Source organism: Arachnia propionica (assembly GCF_900637725.1).
Classification (GTDB): domain Bacteria; phylum Actinomycetota; class Actinomycetes; order Propionibacteriales; family Propionibacteriaceae; genus Arachnia; species Arachnia propionica.
In genome coordinates, this window is record NZ_LR134406.1 from 399,692 (window position 1) to 416,959 (window position 17,268).

The window sequence follows — 17,268 nt, forward strand, 5'->3', positions numbered from 1 at the left end:
AAGCTGGTTGAGCATCCTCACGAGCGTCAGCGAGTGGGTCGTGCCAAACCTCTCGCACAGCTGGTTGAGCCGATCCTCACGAGCGTCAGCGAGCTGGTCGTGTCGAAGCCATGGTGGCTTGGGGTCGGGTCTGTTTTTCGGCTGCGGGTGGTTTCGACTCGGGCTGCTCGTTCCTCGCTGCCCGGCTCAACCAGCTTTGAAGTGGTGAAGTTGGTTGAGCCGGCCTGCTCGCTTTGCGAGCTGGTCGTGTCGAAGCCATGGTGGCTTGGGGTCGGGTCTGTTTTTCGGCTGCGGGTGGTTTCGACTCGGGTCGCTCGTTCCTCGCGGCCCGGCTCAACCGGCTTCAGGGGAGGGAAGTTGGTTGAGCCGATACTCACGAGCGTCAGCGAGCGGGTCGTGTTGACACCATCTTGCAGGTGCAGGAATGTCGCAGCCGGGTTTGTTCGATACGACTCCTATCTCACCTCGTCGCCCATGTGGGTGGGTTTGCTGGCCACTTTGCCCTCGATGTGTTGCATGTCGTCGGTGCGTAGTTCCGTGGCTTCTGGTGTGGCGGGAAGCCAGGAGGTTGCGGTGTAGGTGGTGCTTTCCTTTCCATCCTTTTCGGTTGTTGTTGCTGTTCGCAGCAGAATCCCGGGGCTGGTTGGGAGAGTCACCTCGGTTGTGGACAGGCCGGTGATGTCGAAGGTAATTCCGGTTTCGAGGTTGATCAGGTCGCGGGGGAGCGCATTCAGGTCTTTCATGCGTTGCGTCTCTTCCGGTGCTGTTGACGCGTCCCTCTGGAATATGGTTGCGGCGGTTTCTGGGTCCTTGAAGCGTTCTATCCAGCCGCCCGGGTGAATGGCGGCCACCCCCGCGATGGTGTCTTTTTCCTCGCCGGCGGTGCTGAGTGTGGTGAGAGTGTAGATTGAGTCTTGGTAAGTGCCTTTAGGATCCTGTTGTGTTAGGAGTAGTGACTCGCTGGTTGCTCCGGCGAGCCAGCGGTTTGTGCGTATGCTGCTTGGTTTCTCCTGAGGGTTTGTGAGGGAGAAGACGTCGAGTTTTCCGGTGTCTGCTGGGTAGAAATTCTCCGCGGTTTCAACCGCTAGTGAGTTGTTGGTCAGGGCGTGGCCCAGAACGATTCCCGTGACTTCGACGGTGCGGACCTCGTTGCCGGTTTCGGTGTCGAGGACGATGATGTGCGTGTGCTGGTCACCGAAGCTGCGGGGGTTCTTGGATGCCATGTATGGCAGGAGCCGGACAGCCAGATAGCGACCGTTTGGGCTGGCTGCGATGAATTTCTGATCCCCTTCCCGGTCTTGTTCGAATCTGGTTTGGGGCATATCGTCGCTACTGCGGAGATGATTTTCGGGAAAACCGGGCTCCAAAGTACGTGCCCAGCGCACCGAGCCATCTCTGGAGTTCAGTGCCACGAGGGTTCCCGTTGTGGTTTTGCCCGGGGAAAATTTGGTCTTATCTGTGCGGGATGAGTAGAACAGGACGATGGGGCCACCAAGCGTGGAAACACCAGATGATTGGTCGTCGTGGATGGCATATGGTGTCACGGTGGCCTTCCATCCGGTGGGGTTTTGCACGGGAGCCTCGATGAGGTGTGAGACGTCTCCGGTGTCGCTGATCTTCACGGTATGAGGATCAGTGTTGTGGGTGCAGGAACCGAGCAGCAGGGAGAGGAAAAGAGTTCCCGTGATTGCCGTGGCCAGTTTTCTGCGAAAATTCATGAGGTGGCTCCCGTCAGCCCATACAACCGGTAGACGTGATTATCGTAATAACGCTGGGAAAGAGGCATGGTCTTCCCGCCGCCATCCAGCAGAAGGAGCGTCACCCCGGGAGCTTTCATGGCATCGACAGTCCTCTCCAAGATGTGCAAGTCGGCGTATCTTGTTTCGCCGATGGGGAAAAATTGCATGGGCTGCTGGTCGCGGTCTCGTGCGAGCCGCTCGGGGGGCGTCACTGTGGAGCCCGGGACCACGGGGATGGTGGCACCGTCGGAGCCGTCACCTGGCCTCACGACGAGGGAGCCCGACAGCTGTCCCTTCTCGGAGGTTGCCATGAGCCCTACCTTGGCGGTTGCCAGCCCCGCGTACTGAGTGGCGGGTGTGACACGTTGGGTGGATGTATCAAAAACAGCACCTACCCAGATGTCATCGGTGTATTCACTGGAGTCAAATTTGGAGCGACCGTCGTATGGGGGATATGTGGCCAAGGTTCCGGATGCCCGAGAGGCTGCGGAGTTCACGCCAGAGATTCTGCCGAGGTCAACAGGTGTGGTGCCGTCGTCCAGACCAGCGAGGGAGTCGAGCGTGACGGCTCGCGCTTCCCTGCCCCGGAGATTTTCGCGTGGCTCCCCGTTCTCGGAATCGGGGGAATTCCTGTACTGGATGGTCCAGCCGTTCACTACCACCAGTCTTTCGGTCAGGGGGTCGTCGGCGAGATTGGCCACTCCGGTGGTGGAGGTTGGATCGGTGTCAGAGATCAGATTGTATTTGTTGTCGGGGCCGGTCAGTATGAATGATCTGTGGCCTGCAGGGCCGGAGCGAGCATTCCTTTCGGAGGCTCTCACTTCATAGGTTCTCTCTTTCTTGCCGGCCAGTTTCCAGCGAATCTTTCCGTCGTCGAGGTTGTAGGCGGTGTCGCCGTCGAGAAGAGCAGAATCCGTCAGCTGGAGCTTATTCTTTTCATTTGATGGATGCTCGCCGGTGACTTGCCCGGTGAGGGTGTCCAGAACCACGGTCATGGCATCATGAACTGGGTTGGAGCTCTCGACCTCTTCCGGTATGCCGAATTGCACGGCAATATACCGGCCGGTGGGACTGGTGAATAGAAGCTGAGAGCGAAAGGGAGCTTGTCCACAGCGGCCCATGCAGAAGCGGGTGTTTTTCCGTGTGTAGCTCCACAAGGTGCTGCCGTCAGCGGGATTGAGACCGGTCACGCCTTCGGTGGTCAATATCACCGGGCCGGCCACCCCGGAAGCGGTGGCCAGCAGTCCCGGCACGTCTTTGGTCCAGGCGATGGTGGTGCCGATGCCCGTGGAACGCTCGGGCAGGGGGCCTTCGGGAAGTGGGGCGGTTGTCTGTGTGACCGGGTTCGCCACCGTGTGAGCCGCAACGCTCGCCGTGACCAGCACCGCGGTGGGCACCAAGACGCGAATGAACCGAAGAATCCCATGCAGAATCCTTTTCCCTATGCCGGTGGCGGTGGCGTCTACGCTGGAGCGGTAGGGAGTGAGAATGGATGGATCGTCGGCGCTGCCAGGGGTGGTTTCCAAGTGGTCCCTGACTCCCCGGAGCAGCAAGTCGGTGGCGATCAGTAAACCCAACCCGATCGATGCCAAGCCCAAGGTCAGCAGGAAAGCGGAGTTGAACGAGGTCTGGTCGTAGAGCTTCCACCACCAGTGCACCAGAAAACCGGCGGACATGACCGAGCACAGGGCGAAGAACAGGGCAATCAAGCGCCGCCAAGCGTTAATCTGTCTGCTCCAAGCCCAGGTGATAAAAATCAGAAGAATTCCTAGAAACAATCCGAGGAGCAATCCTTTGGGTGGCCAAAAAGCGTTGTTGCTGCCGCCCAGAAATACGTACAATGCAATTGCGAAAATGATGGTGAGGATTCCGCTGAGTCGGAGAGCCCTGAGCATCGAGATGTGCCGCGACAAAAAGGCGTACCGGTGCTGGTCTTTCGCCGGTTCGGAGGTCTCGGTGTCCTCTGTGATGGGGGCATCGACGCCGTCGGCTGTCATGTCGTCTTCTGGAATCGAGGTATCGGACATGGATCATTGTTCCTTCGGCAGCGGTAGTGATCCCGGTGGGGCCTCCACCCCGGGGGTGAGGGTTGTGAGTGATGGAAAGAAACCGTCGTTCCACACGTGCTGGGAGGCGTGGTGCAGGATCTGGGTCGTCTTCTCCTGACTCAGTGAATTGCGACCGTTCGTCGTGTCGAGCCAGGACACCGGGGTGGGATAGATGACTGTTTTCTCCTCCTCGCTCTCCGTGCGTTGCGTGTAGAGGAGAATGCCGGACCCAGTGGGGAGGACTACGTCGGCCACCAGCAGATTGGCCGCATCCAATGTTGTTCCGGTGTCGACATGGAACAACTCGTGCTGTAGCGCTTCCAAGGCCTTTGTGCGCTCGGATGCGTCGCCCTGCGAGTTCGCGATCTCCGCGGCCGCCTCCGGATCCTTGAAACGATCGACCCATCCTCCGGGATGAAGGCCACGAACACCGATCACGGTTCCCAGCTCCTTGCCCGCGGTGTTGGTCCTGGTGATGGCATAGGGCCACGAGGCGCCGGAACCGTCGTGAGACGGAAGCTCCTGCGACATGAGCAGGGATTCGGGGCTGGCTCCGATCAGCCAGTGATCGGAGCGGAAGCTGGTGGGCTCGGCCTGCGCTTTGCTCAATGAGAAAGCATTGATGACCCCGGTGCCGGCGGGGTAGTAGTTCTGGGCGGTCTCGACTGCCAGCGAGTCATTGGTGAGGGCCTGCCCCAGAACCAGACCGGAGACCTCGACGTTGCGAACTGTCTCCCCGGTCTCGGCGTTCAGGACGGTGATGCCCACGCGCTGGTCGCCAATGTTCTCGGAATCCTCGGGGTCCAGGTACGAATGAGTCCGGATCGCCAGGTACTTCCCATTGGGGCTGACGACAACCTGTGGCGTGAAAGCCCAGCTCTGCGGCGTGGCTGCGATCATGTCGGTTCTCGGTTCTTCTGATCTGAGGCCGGTGCTTCTTTCGACTGGGCCGAGGGTGTTGCTCACGCGCAGCCACTTCACGGATCCCGTGCTGGGCTCCAGGGAAATGATCTTTTTGCCCGTGGCAACCGTGGGGAGGATTCCCTCTGTGATCACTACAGGACCATGTGCCGTGGGGTGAATGTGAAAATCTGAGTTTGAAGCTGTGAGCTTCATGCGCCATCCGTCCTCGGTTCGGATCGGTTCTGGCAAAGGAGATTTAAAAGGAGGAGCGCCAATTTCCTGGAAGCTGATGGAGCGAACCTGTCGTGGACGTGTATCGCTGCTCCTAGTTTCGGGGCGAGAACATCCCGAAATCACCAAGGCGAGAAGAAGCAAGCCAGCCATCACATGCCTCAGTCGTCTATTTGCGCTCATGCCGAACCCCCTGTCACGCCGTACAGGCGATGGGTGTGAGTATGGATGTAATCGCCATCCTTGCTGTTGTGATGCTCGATTCCGTTCTCAGGATCGAGAGCCACGAGGGTGACCCCTGGGGCGTTGAGAAAAATCGTCTTCTTCTCTGGTTCGGATGAGGCAGGATCTTTTTCTTCCACTGGAAAGGAGACGGAACCCGGCTCGATGGGAATCGTGAGCCCCGCTGAGCCGTCGCCGGGGCGTATGACGAGCTCCCTTGATTGCTTTCCCTCCCGGATGGTCGTATCGATTCCGGTTCTGGCTCCCGCCAGGCCTGGGTACTGGGACGCGGGGGTGACCGTTCGGGTGGTCGGGTCGAAGACGGATTCCGAGGTGCGGAGGACTCCCGACCTGTGTGATGTGTCGTGGTGGACGCCGGTGATCCTGCCGAGATCGACCGGTTCCTCGTCGCCAAATCCGATGAGGGAGTCGAGCGAAACCGCTTGAGCTTCCCAATCTGTGTCCGTGCGCAACACATCGTCCGGGCTCTTGGGTTGGATCGCCCAGCCATTCACCAGCACGGGGAATCCTTCGGCGTCAGCGTCCAAAGTGATGCTGACTCTCTTGGAGTCGATCCGTATAGCGCTGTCCGGGGTCAGTGTTATCCGTGTGCTGACGTGTGGGCCGTTAGTCTGCTTGTGGTTCGTCGCGACGAAGCATTTGTGTCCTGCCGGGCCCGAGTAACCCCTGTACTCATACTTCTCCTCTGCGAAGGACCAAAGCTTTTCGCCATCCTCCAGGGAATAGGCGGTTTTACCGTCCAGTACGGCGGAGTCACTGAGCTGGAGACGCCAGACCTCGTTGGAGGGATGCTCGCCGGTCACCTGTCCGGTGAGGGTGTCGATGACGATGGTCATGGCATTGACGGACGAATCATGGTCGGCGTGTGTCGTTGGGTATTTTTCCCGCAGTTCCTTGGGGCCCATGATCCGTAGCGCCACGTGGCGACCGGTGGGGCTGGTCACCATGTGGGGTGTGACACGATCGTTGTACTTGTCGCGGTCGAGGCCGCGTACTTTGTTCGTGTTATCCGGAATCCTGAGATACCTTGCCCCGTGGCGGCGATAGCTCCACAAAACGGTCCCGTCGCCGGGTTTGAGGGCGGTCACGCCGTCTTTGGTGAGCAGGATCGGCCCAGCCGCCCCCACCTTGACTTCGATCAACCCACGGACATCCTGCCTCCACGTCACCTCGCTGCCAATGGTGGTGGGACGCGCGGGCAGGTCGCCTTCCGGGGCCGCGGCGGTCGTGGAGACCGGACCCGTCAGTGCGGGAGCGAGGACAACCGGGGCCACCAGCACCACGACGGCTCCAGCTACGAGGGCGAGGCTGCGCAGACGCCCGCGCCACCGAGATGTGGCATTCGCGTCACGGAGGGGGCGGAAACGTGCGGGATTGGTGGGGTCGCGACGAGAGATGTCGAGCTGATCCCGGAGTGCCCGCAGCAACAGATCGGCGACGATGAACACCCCCAGGCCGAGGGCCAGCAGCGCCAACGCCAGGAACAAGGGCACGCTGACGGAGGACTGCGAGTGGAACAGCCACCACCGGTACACCTGAAAAGCCGCCAATGGGACCGCGTCGATGAGGACGAGGCAGGCGAACCACACCTTGGAGGCCCATTTCCAGAATCCCAGGAGCCAGAGGAGCGGAAGCGGGGCGCCGAACAGCAAGAACTGATTGACGTGGCTCTGCGGAACGGGGAAACCATCCCACCACGGGCAGGCCAGCAGCAACGCGACGAGGAAGGCGATCAGCCCGCCGATCCTCAGCGCTCGCAGGACCAGCACCCGGCGGTTCGCGGCGATGGGGGTGTCGCCCGTGTTGGCGTCGGCGGTGTCGTCAGAGGTCTGGGACATGTGCCTCATTATTGAATAGGGGAGGGTCAATCGCCTCGGTTTTCTGGTTGTGCAGCACCCAACATCCATGTGGAGTGCTGCACATGGACGTTGAAATCATGAGTGCCGTGCAACCGGGGCGAAGGTTTAGCTCTTTTCCATGTGAATGATTTCCCGGGACAAGATCTGTTTCTTATCGGTGGTGACGTGATCGGTGATCCAGGGCATGTCGTCGGTGCGCAGAGCCGTGCTGTCCGGGGTGGCGGGAAACCAGGAATATGTCGTGCGGTCTTCGATGCTGTCCCCCCAGTCTTCGTCGGCAGTGGTGTTTGTGTATAGGCGAATTCCCGGGCCCGTGGGAAGGGTTTCTGCAGAGACTCTGAAACCGGTGGCATCGATGATTGTTCCGGTTTCCACATGTACGAGCTCGGTCGCCACACCGGAAGCGGACGACTCCTGGGCCAGGGTGGTGGCCGCAGCCTCCGGATCCTTGAAGCGTTCGACCCAGCCTCCGGGAAGCACCACGCGGGCACCGGTCACTGTGCCCAGGGTCTCGCCGGTGGTGCTGAGCCGGGTGACGGTGCAGGGCGTGGGGAGATAGTCCCACCGGAGTTCTGTCAGCTCGTTCGGGGCCAACAGGAGCGAGTCGTGTGTGGTGCCGGCCAGCCATTGGTCGGTTCGAAGGGTCGTGGGTTCTGCCCGGGTATCGCCCAGGGGAAAGAGAGTGAGTGTCCCGCTGCCTGCGGGGAAGAAGTTCTGCGCGGTTTCGACCACCAGGGAATCGTCGGTGAGAGCGTGGGCCAGGACTATTCCCGAGACCTCGACGGTGCGGACCTCATTCCCGGTGCCGGTGTCCAGCACGACGATGCCCACGTGCTGGTCCTCAGGATCGGTGGACTTCTCGGACACCATGTGGGCCCGCGCCTGAATCGCCAGATAGCGCCCATTCGGACTCACGGTGGCGTAACCCGCTTCCTCGTCATCAGAGTGACGGAGCTTTTTCCTGCTGCTGTCGAGCAGCGACTGATGTGTGTCGCTGTCAGCGGTGTCAGCCACGGGATCCGACCCCAGAGTCCTGGCCCAGCGCACCGAACCGGTATCGGGATTCAGCGACACCAGGGTCGTCGTTCCGACTGTCGCCTCCTTGGTGGAATCGTCCGGGATTGCGGGGCGGGACGTGTGGAAGAGAAGAATCGGCCCGCTGGACGTGGGGAGGGTCAGATCCGCGTACAACTTATCTGTGAGATCAACCGTCCATCCGGGGTCGGTCGCGCTGGGAGCGGAGACGAGGTCGGACACGTCGCTGGTTTCCGTCAGAGACGTGAAACGGGTCCCCGCATCCCGGGAGCAGGCCGTCAGCGAGAAGGCCAGGAGCAGGGCAGCCGCGATGAAGCGGGTGAGTGGCGTCAGAGTTTTCACGAGGCATCACCTGCCAGGGCATACAGGTGGTAAGGATATTTCCGGTCAATGTCACTTGTCCCGTTGGCTTTTATTTCTCCCTCGGGGTTGAAGACGACGAGGGTTACGCCGGGAACATTCATCATGGTGGCGATCTGCTCCTGTTGACTTCTTTTGGACAGCTGTCGGGGGGCCGATCTCTCGGTTGTCGTGGGCGGCCTGAACGGTCCGGGAACCACGGGGAGCGTCAGCCCGTCGGAACCATCGCAGGGCCGGATGGCGAGCGCCCGCGACACCGCCCCGCCATCGGCGACCCTGGTGATGCCCAGCCTGACCGCTACTGGACCCGCGCACCCGGAGGCCGGCGTCACGGTCCGGGTGGCGGGGTCGAAGACGGTTCCCACCTGCTGGGCAGTGTCGGCAGGGTCGTACTTGTCCTCGGGGTAGAGGGCCACGGTTCCAGAGGCGTGGGAGGCGACGACATTGGGTCCGAAGGTCTTCCCGAGATCCACAGCGGGGGCGTCCTCCAGGCCGGCCAGGGAATCGAAGCTGACGGCCTGCACCTGCCGGGCCGTGTAGTGGTCGGGGTCATCGACCTTCTCCGCGTACTGCACGGTCCACCCATTGATACTTACGGGCACGTCATCAGGGTTTTCGTCAGCCTCGGGAAAGTTGGGCACTTTGGTTTTCTGGCTGGGATCCTTGTCCGAGGCGACGATCAGATCGTAGACTTTTTGCTGGCCTGAAAAGGGTTCAATCCGCATACTGAGGACAAAAGAATTGTGGCCTGCGGGACCGGTGAAAAATTTGTCTCCTTCTGTTTCTCCGGCCTCCAAGGTCCAGCGAGCCTGACCGTCAGAGAGATTGTAGGCGGTCCTGCCGTCGAAGAAAGCGGTGTCGGTGAGCTGAAGAGTCGAATACGCTTCGGTGAGCCGCTCGCTGGTCACCTGGCCGGTCGCGGTGTCAATGATGATGGTCAGGATGCCATCGCGTATTTCCTTGCCGCCCTGCTCCAGCCCGTCGGGGGCGTCGATACGAAACGCGACATAGCGACCATTGGGATTGGTCAGCAGATATGAACGGTAGCGACCCGGTCCGAACATGTTGTACCACATCCCTTCCCGGAGACTGACGTATTGCGCTCCTGTGCGGTGATAACTCCAGAGGGTGGAGCCGTCAGCGGGATTGACGGCGGTCAAGCCCTCGGGGGTGAGGATCAGGGGGCCAGTGACCCCGGCTGCGATGTCGAGCAAACCGGGGACGTCCTTCTCCCAGGCGATTCTGCTTCCGATGCGCGTGGGCCGGGTGGGGAGGGGGCCATCCGGAGTGTGGGCGGTGGTCTGGATCACCGGGTTCGACGTGTCATGAACGAGAAGCAACGCGAGTGTCAGGGCCAGAGCGGGCGCCAGCAGCGCGATGAAACGACGACCCCAGTACCTGTGGCCCCTTCGCTGAGAGGAACCGGAATCATCCTCGTCGTTCGCGTCCGGGCGGAAGGGACGAAACCGGGCCGGGTCATCGGGTTCGCCAGGAAGGACGTCGCGCTGGTCGCGGATGCCCCTGAGCCACAGATCGACGGCGGTCGATAGTCCCAGAGCAACAGTCAGCGCGGCCAGCGTCAGCAATACGATGATGCTGAACGAGAAATCCGCATAGAAATGCCCCCAGCGATGCACATGCCACCCCGTCAGGGCGATCGTGTAGACAGCGACGAGCGATGCGAAAAACTTCCGCGCCCCCCGCCATATCCTGCGGGCAAACTTGTTGTCGAACCAGAGATACACCTTGCGGACGAGCGCACTCGCGACCCACAGCGCCGGGAGAGGGAGCAAGAGCTGGAGGAATGATCTGAGCAGGTCGTGCGGCAGAGGGAAACTGTTCCACCACACAACCGCAAGAACCGTGCTGGGTAGGGCGGCAATCAGCCCGCCGATCCTCAGGGCCCGCAGGACCAGCACCCGCCGGTTCGCGGCGATGGGGATATCGTCTGCGTCGGTGTCGATGATGTCGTCAGATGTCTGGGACATGTACTTCATTATCGAACAGGGGAGGGTCACCCGTCTGGTTTCCGGGAAATCCCGCGGGCTTTGAGAAGCGGCCTGCGCATGTCGTCGACGCGCCGTGTGCTGTCCGGCTGATGGTGGTTTCGACTCGGGCCGCTCCTTTGTCCCGGCCCGGCTCAATCGTTTTCAGGAGAGGGGGCGTTGCCTGGCGCAGCCGGGTGGTGTGCAATCACGTCTCCCCCTCTCCCATTCGGACGGTTTTCCGGGAGATTCTCTCGGGTGTGAGAAGCAGTCTGGTCATGTCGTCGGTGCGGGCCTGTGTGCTGTCCGGGGTCGCGCTCAGCCAGGCCGCGGGTGTGCTGGTGGTCTTCCCCTCTCCGGTCGTGGCGACCGTCTGCAGGAGCAGTCCCGGACCGTCGGGCAGGTCCACGTGGTCGACGGACATGCCGGTCACGTCGATCACCGCCCCCGTGGTGACGTTGAACAGTTCGCGCGGCAGCGCCAGGACGTCGGACGTGGAGGTCTCCTCCTGGGCGAGGGCTTCGGCCGCGGTCCTCGGATTCGTGAAACGGATGACCCAGCCGCCCGGTTTGACACCGTGAACGCAGGGAACGACGCCCAGGGCCTCCCCGCCGGTGCCTGCCCTGGTGAGGGTCATGCATCCCCCGCCGGTTTTCCGGGGCGACAGGAGGACGGAATCCGACGTGGCGCCGACGAGCCACTGATCGGTCGGGAAGGTGGAGGGGAGGAAATCGAGGGCATCGTCGAGGGAGAACACGTTGATGGTCCCGTCCTCGGCCGGTGCGTGCCCCCGGGAGGTCTCGACCACCAGTTTCGTGTCGGTCAGCTCGAAGCCCAGAATGTTGACCCCCGGCAGCTCCGCGGAGCGAACCTCCCTTCCCGTGGCGGTGTCCAGGACGCTGATCTTCATGCGCTGGGCCTCGACGCTGTGATCCACGGATTCGGTGCCGTCGCCCCGGGAGAGCTCGTCCGGGTGGAGCACGAAAGCCATGTACCGCATGTCCGGGCTGTAGCGGACCTCGTCGATCCTCGTGTCCGCCCGGCGGGCCCATCGCACCGACCCGTCTGCGGGATTCAGGGAGACGATCGTCGTCGTCTTGAGGGTGAATTCCGGCTGCTCGTGGAAGATGTGGGCCCCGGGCCGTACGGAGTCGAGGAGAATGAGCGGGTTGGAAGCCGTCCCTTGGCTGTGGGGTTTGCCCACGACCTTGTCGCCGGGGCTGAGGACCAGGTCAGCGTCGCCGGATCGCGACACCGTCAGTAGATCGGAGACGTCCCCGGCGTCGTTGACACCGGCCCGGGGCTCGAACGGTGAACACGCCCCCACTCCCAGGAGCAGCGTCCACAGCAGCGAGGAGACCACCGTCCGGTGGAAGATCCGATGCCGGCTCATGACACGCCTTCCGGTAGGCCGTGGAGGCGGTACGCGTGTCCGGCTTCGGGGCCACGCTGGCCGTGGCCGGACGATGATCCGTACGCGGAGTTGAGGACGACGACGGTGGCACCGGGGGCCTGCAGCAACGTCAGGGCCTCTCCGAACTGGCTGGCCGGGTTGGGTTGGCCCGGCAGGAGCGGTTCCTCCCTGGTGAGTTTGTCGGCGATCAGAGTGGGTGAACTGTACGTTGCCCGTTCGTCCAGGGGAACGATTGCGCCGCCGGAACCGTCGCTGGGTCGGAGCGTGAGCGCCCATCCCAGGGTGTCGTCCGTGGCGATCCTCGTGAAGTCGACCGTGGCGGTCGCCACCCCGGCATATCGGGAAGTCGGGGTGACATTCCCGGTGCCGGGGTCGAAGACGGTCTCCGCCCATGGTCCATGGGATGCGACGACCTCGTCGCGGGTCCGTGGGGAGTAGGAGGGGTAGGTGGTGATGGTGTCCGAGATGGTGGAGGCGATGGTGTTGGGACCCGATGTTTCCCCGAGCGGAACGGCGGCCTTGTCCTCCCGGCCCGCCAGGGAGTCGAGGGTGACGGCCTGCGCCGTGGCGTCAGAGCTTCCCGTGTACTGGACGGTCCAGCCGTCGATGATCGCGAGACGATTGGTGAACGGATCGACGGCGATGTCCGACACCTTGGCCGTGGCATCGGGTTCGGAGTCGGAGATGAGAACCACGGTGGCGGTGGCACGCAGACCGGTGTCGTCGCCGGACGGTGTGGGCATCAGGATGAAGGAACTGCGCCCCGCGGCCCCGGAGTGGACGTCGCGGCGTTTGACGTCGCCACCGGTCAGGCTCCCGGGGGTCGGCAGGGTCCAACGGGTCTCGCCGGTGTTCAGGTCGTATGCGGTGGCGCCGTCCAGGAGGGCGGAATCGGTGAGCTGGAGGGCCCACGCCGAGTGGGAGACGTGCTGCCCGGTGACCTGACCGGTGCGGGTGTCGAGCACGATCGTCAGGGCGTTGTGGTCGCCCTTCCCCGATGCCGGTATCCGGCAAGCCAGGTGGGTGCGGTCAGGGCTGAGGGCCAGTCGGGAGCCGACGAGATCCTTCCGTTCGAAGGGGCCGTTCGGCAACGTGGCGCAGGAAAATCCGGGACGGTGGTAGCTCCACAGGGCGGTGCCGTCCCGTGGATCGAGAGCGGTGATTCCTGCACCGGTGAGGATCAGCGGCCCGGCTGGACCGGCGGCCACCTCCTGCAACTCCGGGAGATCCTGCTGCCATGCGACGGCCGTGCCGATGCGCGCCGGATGCCCGGACGGACCGGCCGAGGCCGTGGAGGCGTGGGTCTGCGTGTGGGGCTGCGCCACGGCGTGCAGGGACATGGTTGCGATCACGAACACGACGGCCGGCGCCAGGGGGATGGCGCGCTGCCCAATGGTTGCGGGTCGCGCGGTCCACACCGCTGCGGCGGATCGCTCCGGGGCATCGCCCGTTTCCCCGGGCCGTGGGGATGAGCGGATCCGAGCCGGGGACGTGGGATCGTCGGAGGCGATGCCGAGCGATTCACCCAGGCACCGCAGCATCACGTGGCTGATGATCATCACCCCCACCGACAGCATGGCCAGTGCCTGGGCCAGCAGAGCCCCGACATTGAACGAGGAATGCTCAAAGGTCCACCACCACAGGAAACCCTGGAAGAGAACCAGGACCACGGCGCACATGCCGAAGAAAGGGACGAGCCCCTGCGGAGTGAACGCGGCGATCATGAACCCGATGAAAAGAAACAGGCCACCACTGAGGATGAGCCACTGAGGAACCCAGGGAAGGAGCACACTCAACGGCAGCGGATCGTTCCACCACACCACGGTCAGGACGAGAGCCGCCACGAGGGTGATCAACCCGCTGAGACGCGACACCCTGAGGACCACCACCCGCCGTGTCAGGGAGCGTCGGACGTCGTCGAGTGCCTGGGACATGCGCCTCATTATTGAACGGGGGTGGCTCAACCGGATTCGGCAAAGGGGAATGAACTCCTGCGTCACTAGCATCAAGGGATGTTGGGTGCTGAGAGGATCAGGGGGATCGTCGCCGGACTGGAATTGAAGTATGCGCGCACGCGGCGGAGATCCGACAACCTGAGGGGCGACCACGACCGCTCGGTCCACGAACCACCGCGCGGCCCGGTGCTCGAACCGGGCCACCGGGAACCCGCCCTGGGCGCCGAGCGGGGTCCGATGCAGCCGATCGACGCCCGCACGGGAATCGTGCCCTTCGCCGATCGCGAGGAACCGTACGACGAGATCCTGCGACGTGTGATCTCCGCCTGGCAGGCAGAGGCCATCAGGCGCGGACTGGGGGAACTTCCCGAGGCGACGTGGAGAGCCGCGGCGGCGACGCTGGGCCTGCTTCGCCCCGTCACGCCGGAGGAGGCCCGCGATGTGCTGTCCCGCCTGTCGGAGGCCAGCGCCGTGCCGGACGCCGAGGGGTACGCCCGGCTGCTGTTCGAGATGCTTTCGCGGCCCGCGGGAGGATGTGCTCTGCACCCGGAGTCGATCGCGGAGCACCTGATCATTGCAACCTTCGTGGACGGTGAAGGCTGCGAGGACCTCGAGAAGCTGCTGGGCCAGGTACTGCCGGAGCCCCCCGGCACCCCAGGGCCGGGCGACACCGGGTGTTCCACGCCGGGAACCGGGCAAACCGATGCTCGTGATGCCCGGGACGAGCGGGTGTGCGACGCGATCACACGGTGCACGTCCCGGGAGGTCGCGGCCGCGGTGCGCCTCGCGCGCTCCGTTCTGCATCACCGGCCACACCTGTGGGTGGCCGCCCTTGACGTCGCGCAGCGTCAGGGAGGACCGTTCGTCACGGCACTGGAAGATGCGCTGAAAGGCGGGGCGGATCTGCCCGCCATCACGATTCTCGCCGCAATCTGGCCGGGGGATCCGGTCTTGCGCGGTGTCGCGGTTGCGGCACTCGCTCGTGTCCTGGAAACAAGCCGGGAGCCGATGAACCTGCTTGGTCTTTCCACGCACCTGGCCGATGCGGGAGATCGCGTGGGCGCCCTGGAGATGGCCCGGAAAGCCGTGCGAATTCACCGCGAATCCGCAGATGAGAATTCAACGGACCAAGGCCTGATTCTTCCCCTGGCCAATCTCGCCTCCCGCCTGTGGGATGTGGGAGATCACGCGGGCGCGCTGAATGTGGAAAGAGAAGTCGTAGGGATTCATCGTCGGCTCACCGGAGAATTCCGCGTGTTTTTCGGCTCCCGCCTAGTTGTGTCGCTGGCCGGTTGTTCCGCCCGGCTGCGGGAGTCGGGGAATTCTGCGCAAGCCGTGGAGGTGCTGCGGGAGGCCGTAGGGATTCACCGGGAAACCATCGAGGTGTATCGGGAGCTTTCCGCAGAACTCCGCAGGGCCTTCGGGCCGTTCCTGGCCATGCCGTTGTCCGCTCTAGCCACCCAGCTGGCGGGGCTGGGGGATTTCCCAGAGGCCCTGGTCGCCGCTCGGGAGGTCGTCGATCTGCAGCGCGAGGTCGTCGAGGAAACCGCCGCGCGAGGGGACGACGTGCCGGCCTGTGCCACCGACACCCCACCCCGCGCGGAAGCCGATCGAGGCTCCCGGGACGTCCTCCCCGACAAGGAGTCCGGGCACATCGAGCACGGGGAGTTCATATACATCGAGGTCCTGCTGGCTCTGGCCGCCGTGTCCTCAGCCGAGCAGGCCCATGACGTCGCAGGGAGTCCCGGGAAGGCCCACGAGGCGGTCCGGGGGTTCATCGGCGAGACCAACGTCTCCGCGATCCTTTGTGCCCTGCGTCTCCGCCCGGAGCTCGCCGATCACGCCCCCTGCGGCAGGTTCGCCGCGGCACTCCACGCCTGCCTCACCGACGCCCCCGGGGAAGCGGAGCGCCACCTTTCCGGGATCGGCGACCACGTGGCCCCGGACGACCTGGACATCTTCCGGCGATGCGTCCACACCCTCGGTCGCGAACCCGACTACGCGGACGCGCTCGCCCCCGTCGCTGAGTGGCTTCGGATTGGGTGACCTCCATGTCGGCAAGAGTTGACGGGATCACACGCTTCCAGAGGCTCCGTGCTGCGACGGAGTCCAGGGATTCCTCAGCAGGTGGTTTCGACTCGGGTCGCTTGTTCTTCGCGACCCGGCTCAACCAGCTTTGGGGGAGGGGTTTGCGACCCGGCTCAGCCGACTTCGGGGAGGGACGGTTCCTCCCTCACCACCACCTCCGTCGACTGGCCGATGGCGGCGTCGGTGAGGGCGACGAACGTGGCCCTGGCCTCCTCGATGGTGGCGGTCGGGGCCTTGACCTTCTGGAAGCGGCCGCGGGCCATGAAGATCAGCAGCACCGCGATCCCGATCGACAGCAGCGCCGCCGCCAGGAACCCCAGCGTCAGGCAACCGACGGTGTTGAGGCCGGTGAGACTCATCAGCCAGCTCAGGGCCAGCGCCAGCACGATCACCAGCATCCACATCGAATGCAGCAGGAAGGTGACGGCGGCCGCGACGAAGGCCGAACCGATGCCGGCATGTTTCGCGGCAGGGACGAGCTCGGCCTTGGCCAGCTCCGTCTCGCGGGCGACGAAATCCATCAAGCCGTCGCGGAGCAACTGGAATGGTGTGGGACGGGCCATCGTATTCCTTTCGCGTCCGACCGGTTGCGGCGCAGCCGGTACCCCTAGCCTACGGCTACCGCAGGGGCGTCGCGACCTGCATGTCGATCTCGATGCCACTTTCCGGCATGGACACCGGCTCGGTCAGTTCGTCGTGATTCACCCAGGCCCGCCACGCCAGCAACTGGAATGGCAGACGCAGGTTCTCCCCGGGCCTGACGGACTGCTCGAAAAGCGTCTTGATCTCGTCGGCCAGGCGTTTGCGCTGCACCTCCGAAAGCCTCCGCGACAACGGCTGATTTGCGACGAGCTGCTGGAGGTCGTCGAGGCTGACGGTCTGCCAGATGCGGAAGGCTCGGTGCTCCACCTCCGGGAAATACTTCGAATCGTCCACGGCGGCCAGGGATGCGTGGCCGTAGTCGCCGCGCATCGCCATCGGGTCGTAGTGGCGCAGCAGCGCGGTGAGGCGCCGCACCCACGGCACCGAGTCGTCGCGAATGATGTACGAGGCCGAGAAACAACCACCGGGACGCAGCACCCGGGCGATCTCCGAGAGCGCCTGACCGGGATCGAAGAGATGGAAGGACTGGTGGGAGAAAACCACGTCGAACTGGCAGGGATCGATCGGGATGGCCTCGGGGCGCGCCCAGAAGGGAGTGATGCCCTGGAGGGCGAGCAGGCGACGCATGTCGCGGTCGGTGTCGGCCATGGCGAAGACGGTGTGGCCCGCCTCCTCGAGGCGCTGGGGCAGCAGGCTGCCCCCAAAGGTCAACCCCCGCACCCCCGGCCAGACGGCAAGCCAGGTCAGTGCTTCAGGAGGCAGGGGATCGGTGGTGGTCATCTCTTCCTGGGTTGTTCTTCAGCTA

11 protein-coding genes are annotated in these 17,268 nt (G+C 63.6%); 1 reads left to right on the plus strand and 10 read right to left on the minus strand.

Annotated features, from left to right (window positions below; translation table 11 throughout):
* Nucleotides 1–455 precede the first annotated feature (455 nt).
* From EL272_RS01780 to EL272_RS01815, 8 genes are all read right to left on the minus strand, one after another.
* A complete protein-coding gene (locus EL272_RS01780; protein WP_061787246.1) occupies nt 456–1,718 on the minus strand; it encodes a hypothetical protein in 1,263 nt (420 codons plus the stop codon).
* Nucleotides 1,715–3,766: a hypothetical protein gene (locus EL272_RS01785; protein WP_061787245.1), complete on the minus strand. Its 2,052-nt coding sequence runs from the start codon at nt 3,764–3,766 to the stop codon at nt 1,715–1,717. Before EL272_RS01785 ends, EL272_RS01780 begins: the two co-directional genes overlap by 4 nt.
* Before the next feature lie 3 nt (nt 3,767–3,769).
* Nucleotides 3,770–4,843, minus strand: a complete 1,074-nt coding sequence (locus tag EL272_RS01790) for a hypothetical protein (RefSeq protein ID WP_061787244.1) — start codon at nt 4,841–4,843, stop codon at nt 3,770–3,772.
* Nucleotides 4,844–5,100: 257 nt separating this feature from the next.
* Complete coding sequence (locus EL272_RS01795; protein ID WP_061787243.1) at nt 5,101–7,002, minus strand: hypothetical protein; 1,902 nt, start codon at nt 7,000–7,002, stop codon at nt 5,101–5,103.
* A gap of 126 nt (nt 7,003–7,128) precedes the next feature.
* Nucleotides 7,129–8,400 (minus strand): hypothetical protein, encoded by a 1,272-nt coding sequence (locus EL272_RS01800; protein WP_061787242.1) that lies wholly within the window; start codon nt 8,398–8,400, stop codon nt 7,129–7,131.
* Complete coding sequence (locus EL272_RS01805) at nt 8,397–10,406, minus strand: hypothetical protein (protein ID WP_061787241.1); 2,010 nt, start codon at nt 10,404–10,406, stop codon at nt 8,397–8,399. Before EL272_RS01805 ends, EL272_RS01800 begins: the two co-directional genes overlap by 4 nt.
* Nucleotides 10,407–10,611: 205 nt before the next feature.
* Entirely contained in the window at nt 10,612–11,796 is a 1,185-nt protein-coding gene (locus EL272_RS01810; RefSeq protein ID WP_061787240.1) for a hypothetical protein, read from the minus strand.
* Complete coding sequence (locus tag EL272_RS01815; protein WP_061787239.1) at nt 11,793–13,751, minus strand: hypothetical protein; 1,959 nt, start codon at nt 13,749–13,751, stop codon at nt 11,793–11,795. The genes EL272_RS01810 and EL272_RS01815 overlap by 4 nt, the downstream gene beginning before the upstream one ends.
* A 78-nt stretch (nt 13,752–13,829) precedes the next feature.
* Here EL272_RS01815 and EL272_RS01820 point away from each other — a divergent pair, with 78 nt between their 5' ends.
* Nucleotides 13,830–15,818 (plus strand): tetratricopeptide repeat protein, encoded by a 1,989-nt coding sequence (locus EL272_RS01820; protein ID WP_061787238.1) that lies wholly within the window; start codon nt 13,830–13,832, stop codon nt 15,816–15,818.
* Nucleotides 15,819–15,973: 155 nt separating this feature from the next.
* Here EL272_RS01820 and EL272_RS01825 read toward each other — a convergent pair whose 3' ends face one another.
* A complete protein-coding gene (locus EL272_RS01825; RefSeq protein ID WP_061787237.1) occupies nt 15,974–16,423 on the minus strand; it encodes a phage holin family protein in 450 nt (149 codons plus the stop codon).
* A 55-nt stretch (nt 16,424–16,478) separates the two neighbouring features.
* Complete coding sequence (locus EL272_RS01830) at nt 16,479–17,243, minus strand: class I SAM-dependent methyltransferase (RefSeq protein WP_014845502.1); 765 nt, start codon at nt 17,241–17,243, stop codon at nt 16,479–16,481.
* Nucleotides 17,244–17,268 lie beyond the last annotated feature (25 nt).

What these genes read in the sequence shown, in the direction of transcription:
- EL272_RS01825 (WP_061787237.1), bottom strand. Translation starts at nt 16,423, where the DNA reads ATGGCCCGTCCCACACCATTCCAGTTGCTCCGCGACGGCTTGATGGAT.
- EL272_RS01795 (WP_061787243.1), bottom strand. Translation starts at nt 7,002, where the DNA reads ATGTCCCAGACCTCTGACGACACCGCCGACGCCAACACGGGCGACACC.
- EL272_RS01820 (WP_061787238.1), top strand. Translation starts at nt 13,830, where the DNA reads ATGTTGGGTGCTGAGAGGATCAGGGGGATCGTCGCCGGACTGGAATTG.
- EL272_RS01780 (WP_061787246.1), bottom strand. Translation starts at nt 1,718, where the DNA reads ATGAATTTTCGCAGAAAACTGGCCACGGCAATCACGGGAACTCTTTTC.
- EL272_RS01830 (WP_014845502.1), bottom strand. Translation starts at nt 17,243, where the DNA reads ATGACCACCACCGATCCCCTGCCTCCTGAAGCACTGACCTGGCTTGCC.
- EL272_RS01810 (WP_061787240.1), bottom strand. Translation starts at nt 11,796, where the DNA reads ATGAGCCGGCATCGGATCTTCCACCGGACGGTGGTCTCCTCGCTGCTG.
- EL272_RS01805 (WP_061787241.1), bottom strand. Translation starts at nt 10,406, where the DNA reads ATGTCCCAGACATCTGACGACATCATCGACACCGACGCAGACGATATC.
- EL272_RS01815 (WP_061787239.1), bottom strand. Translation starts at nt 13,751, where the DNA reads ATGTCCCAGGCACTCGACGACGTCCGACGCTCCCTGACACGGCGGGTG.
- EL272_RS01785 (WP_061787245.1), bottom strand. Translation starts at nt 3,766, where the DNA reads ATGTCCGATACCTCGATTCCAGAAGACGACATGACAGCCGACGGCGTC.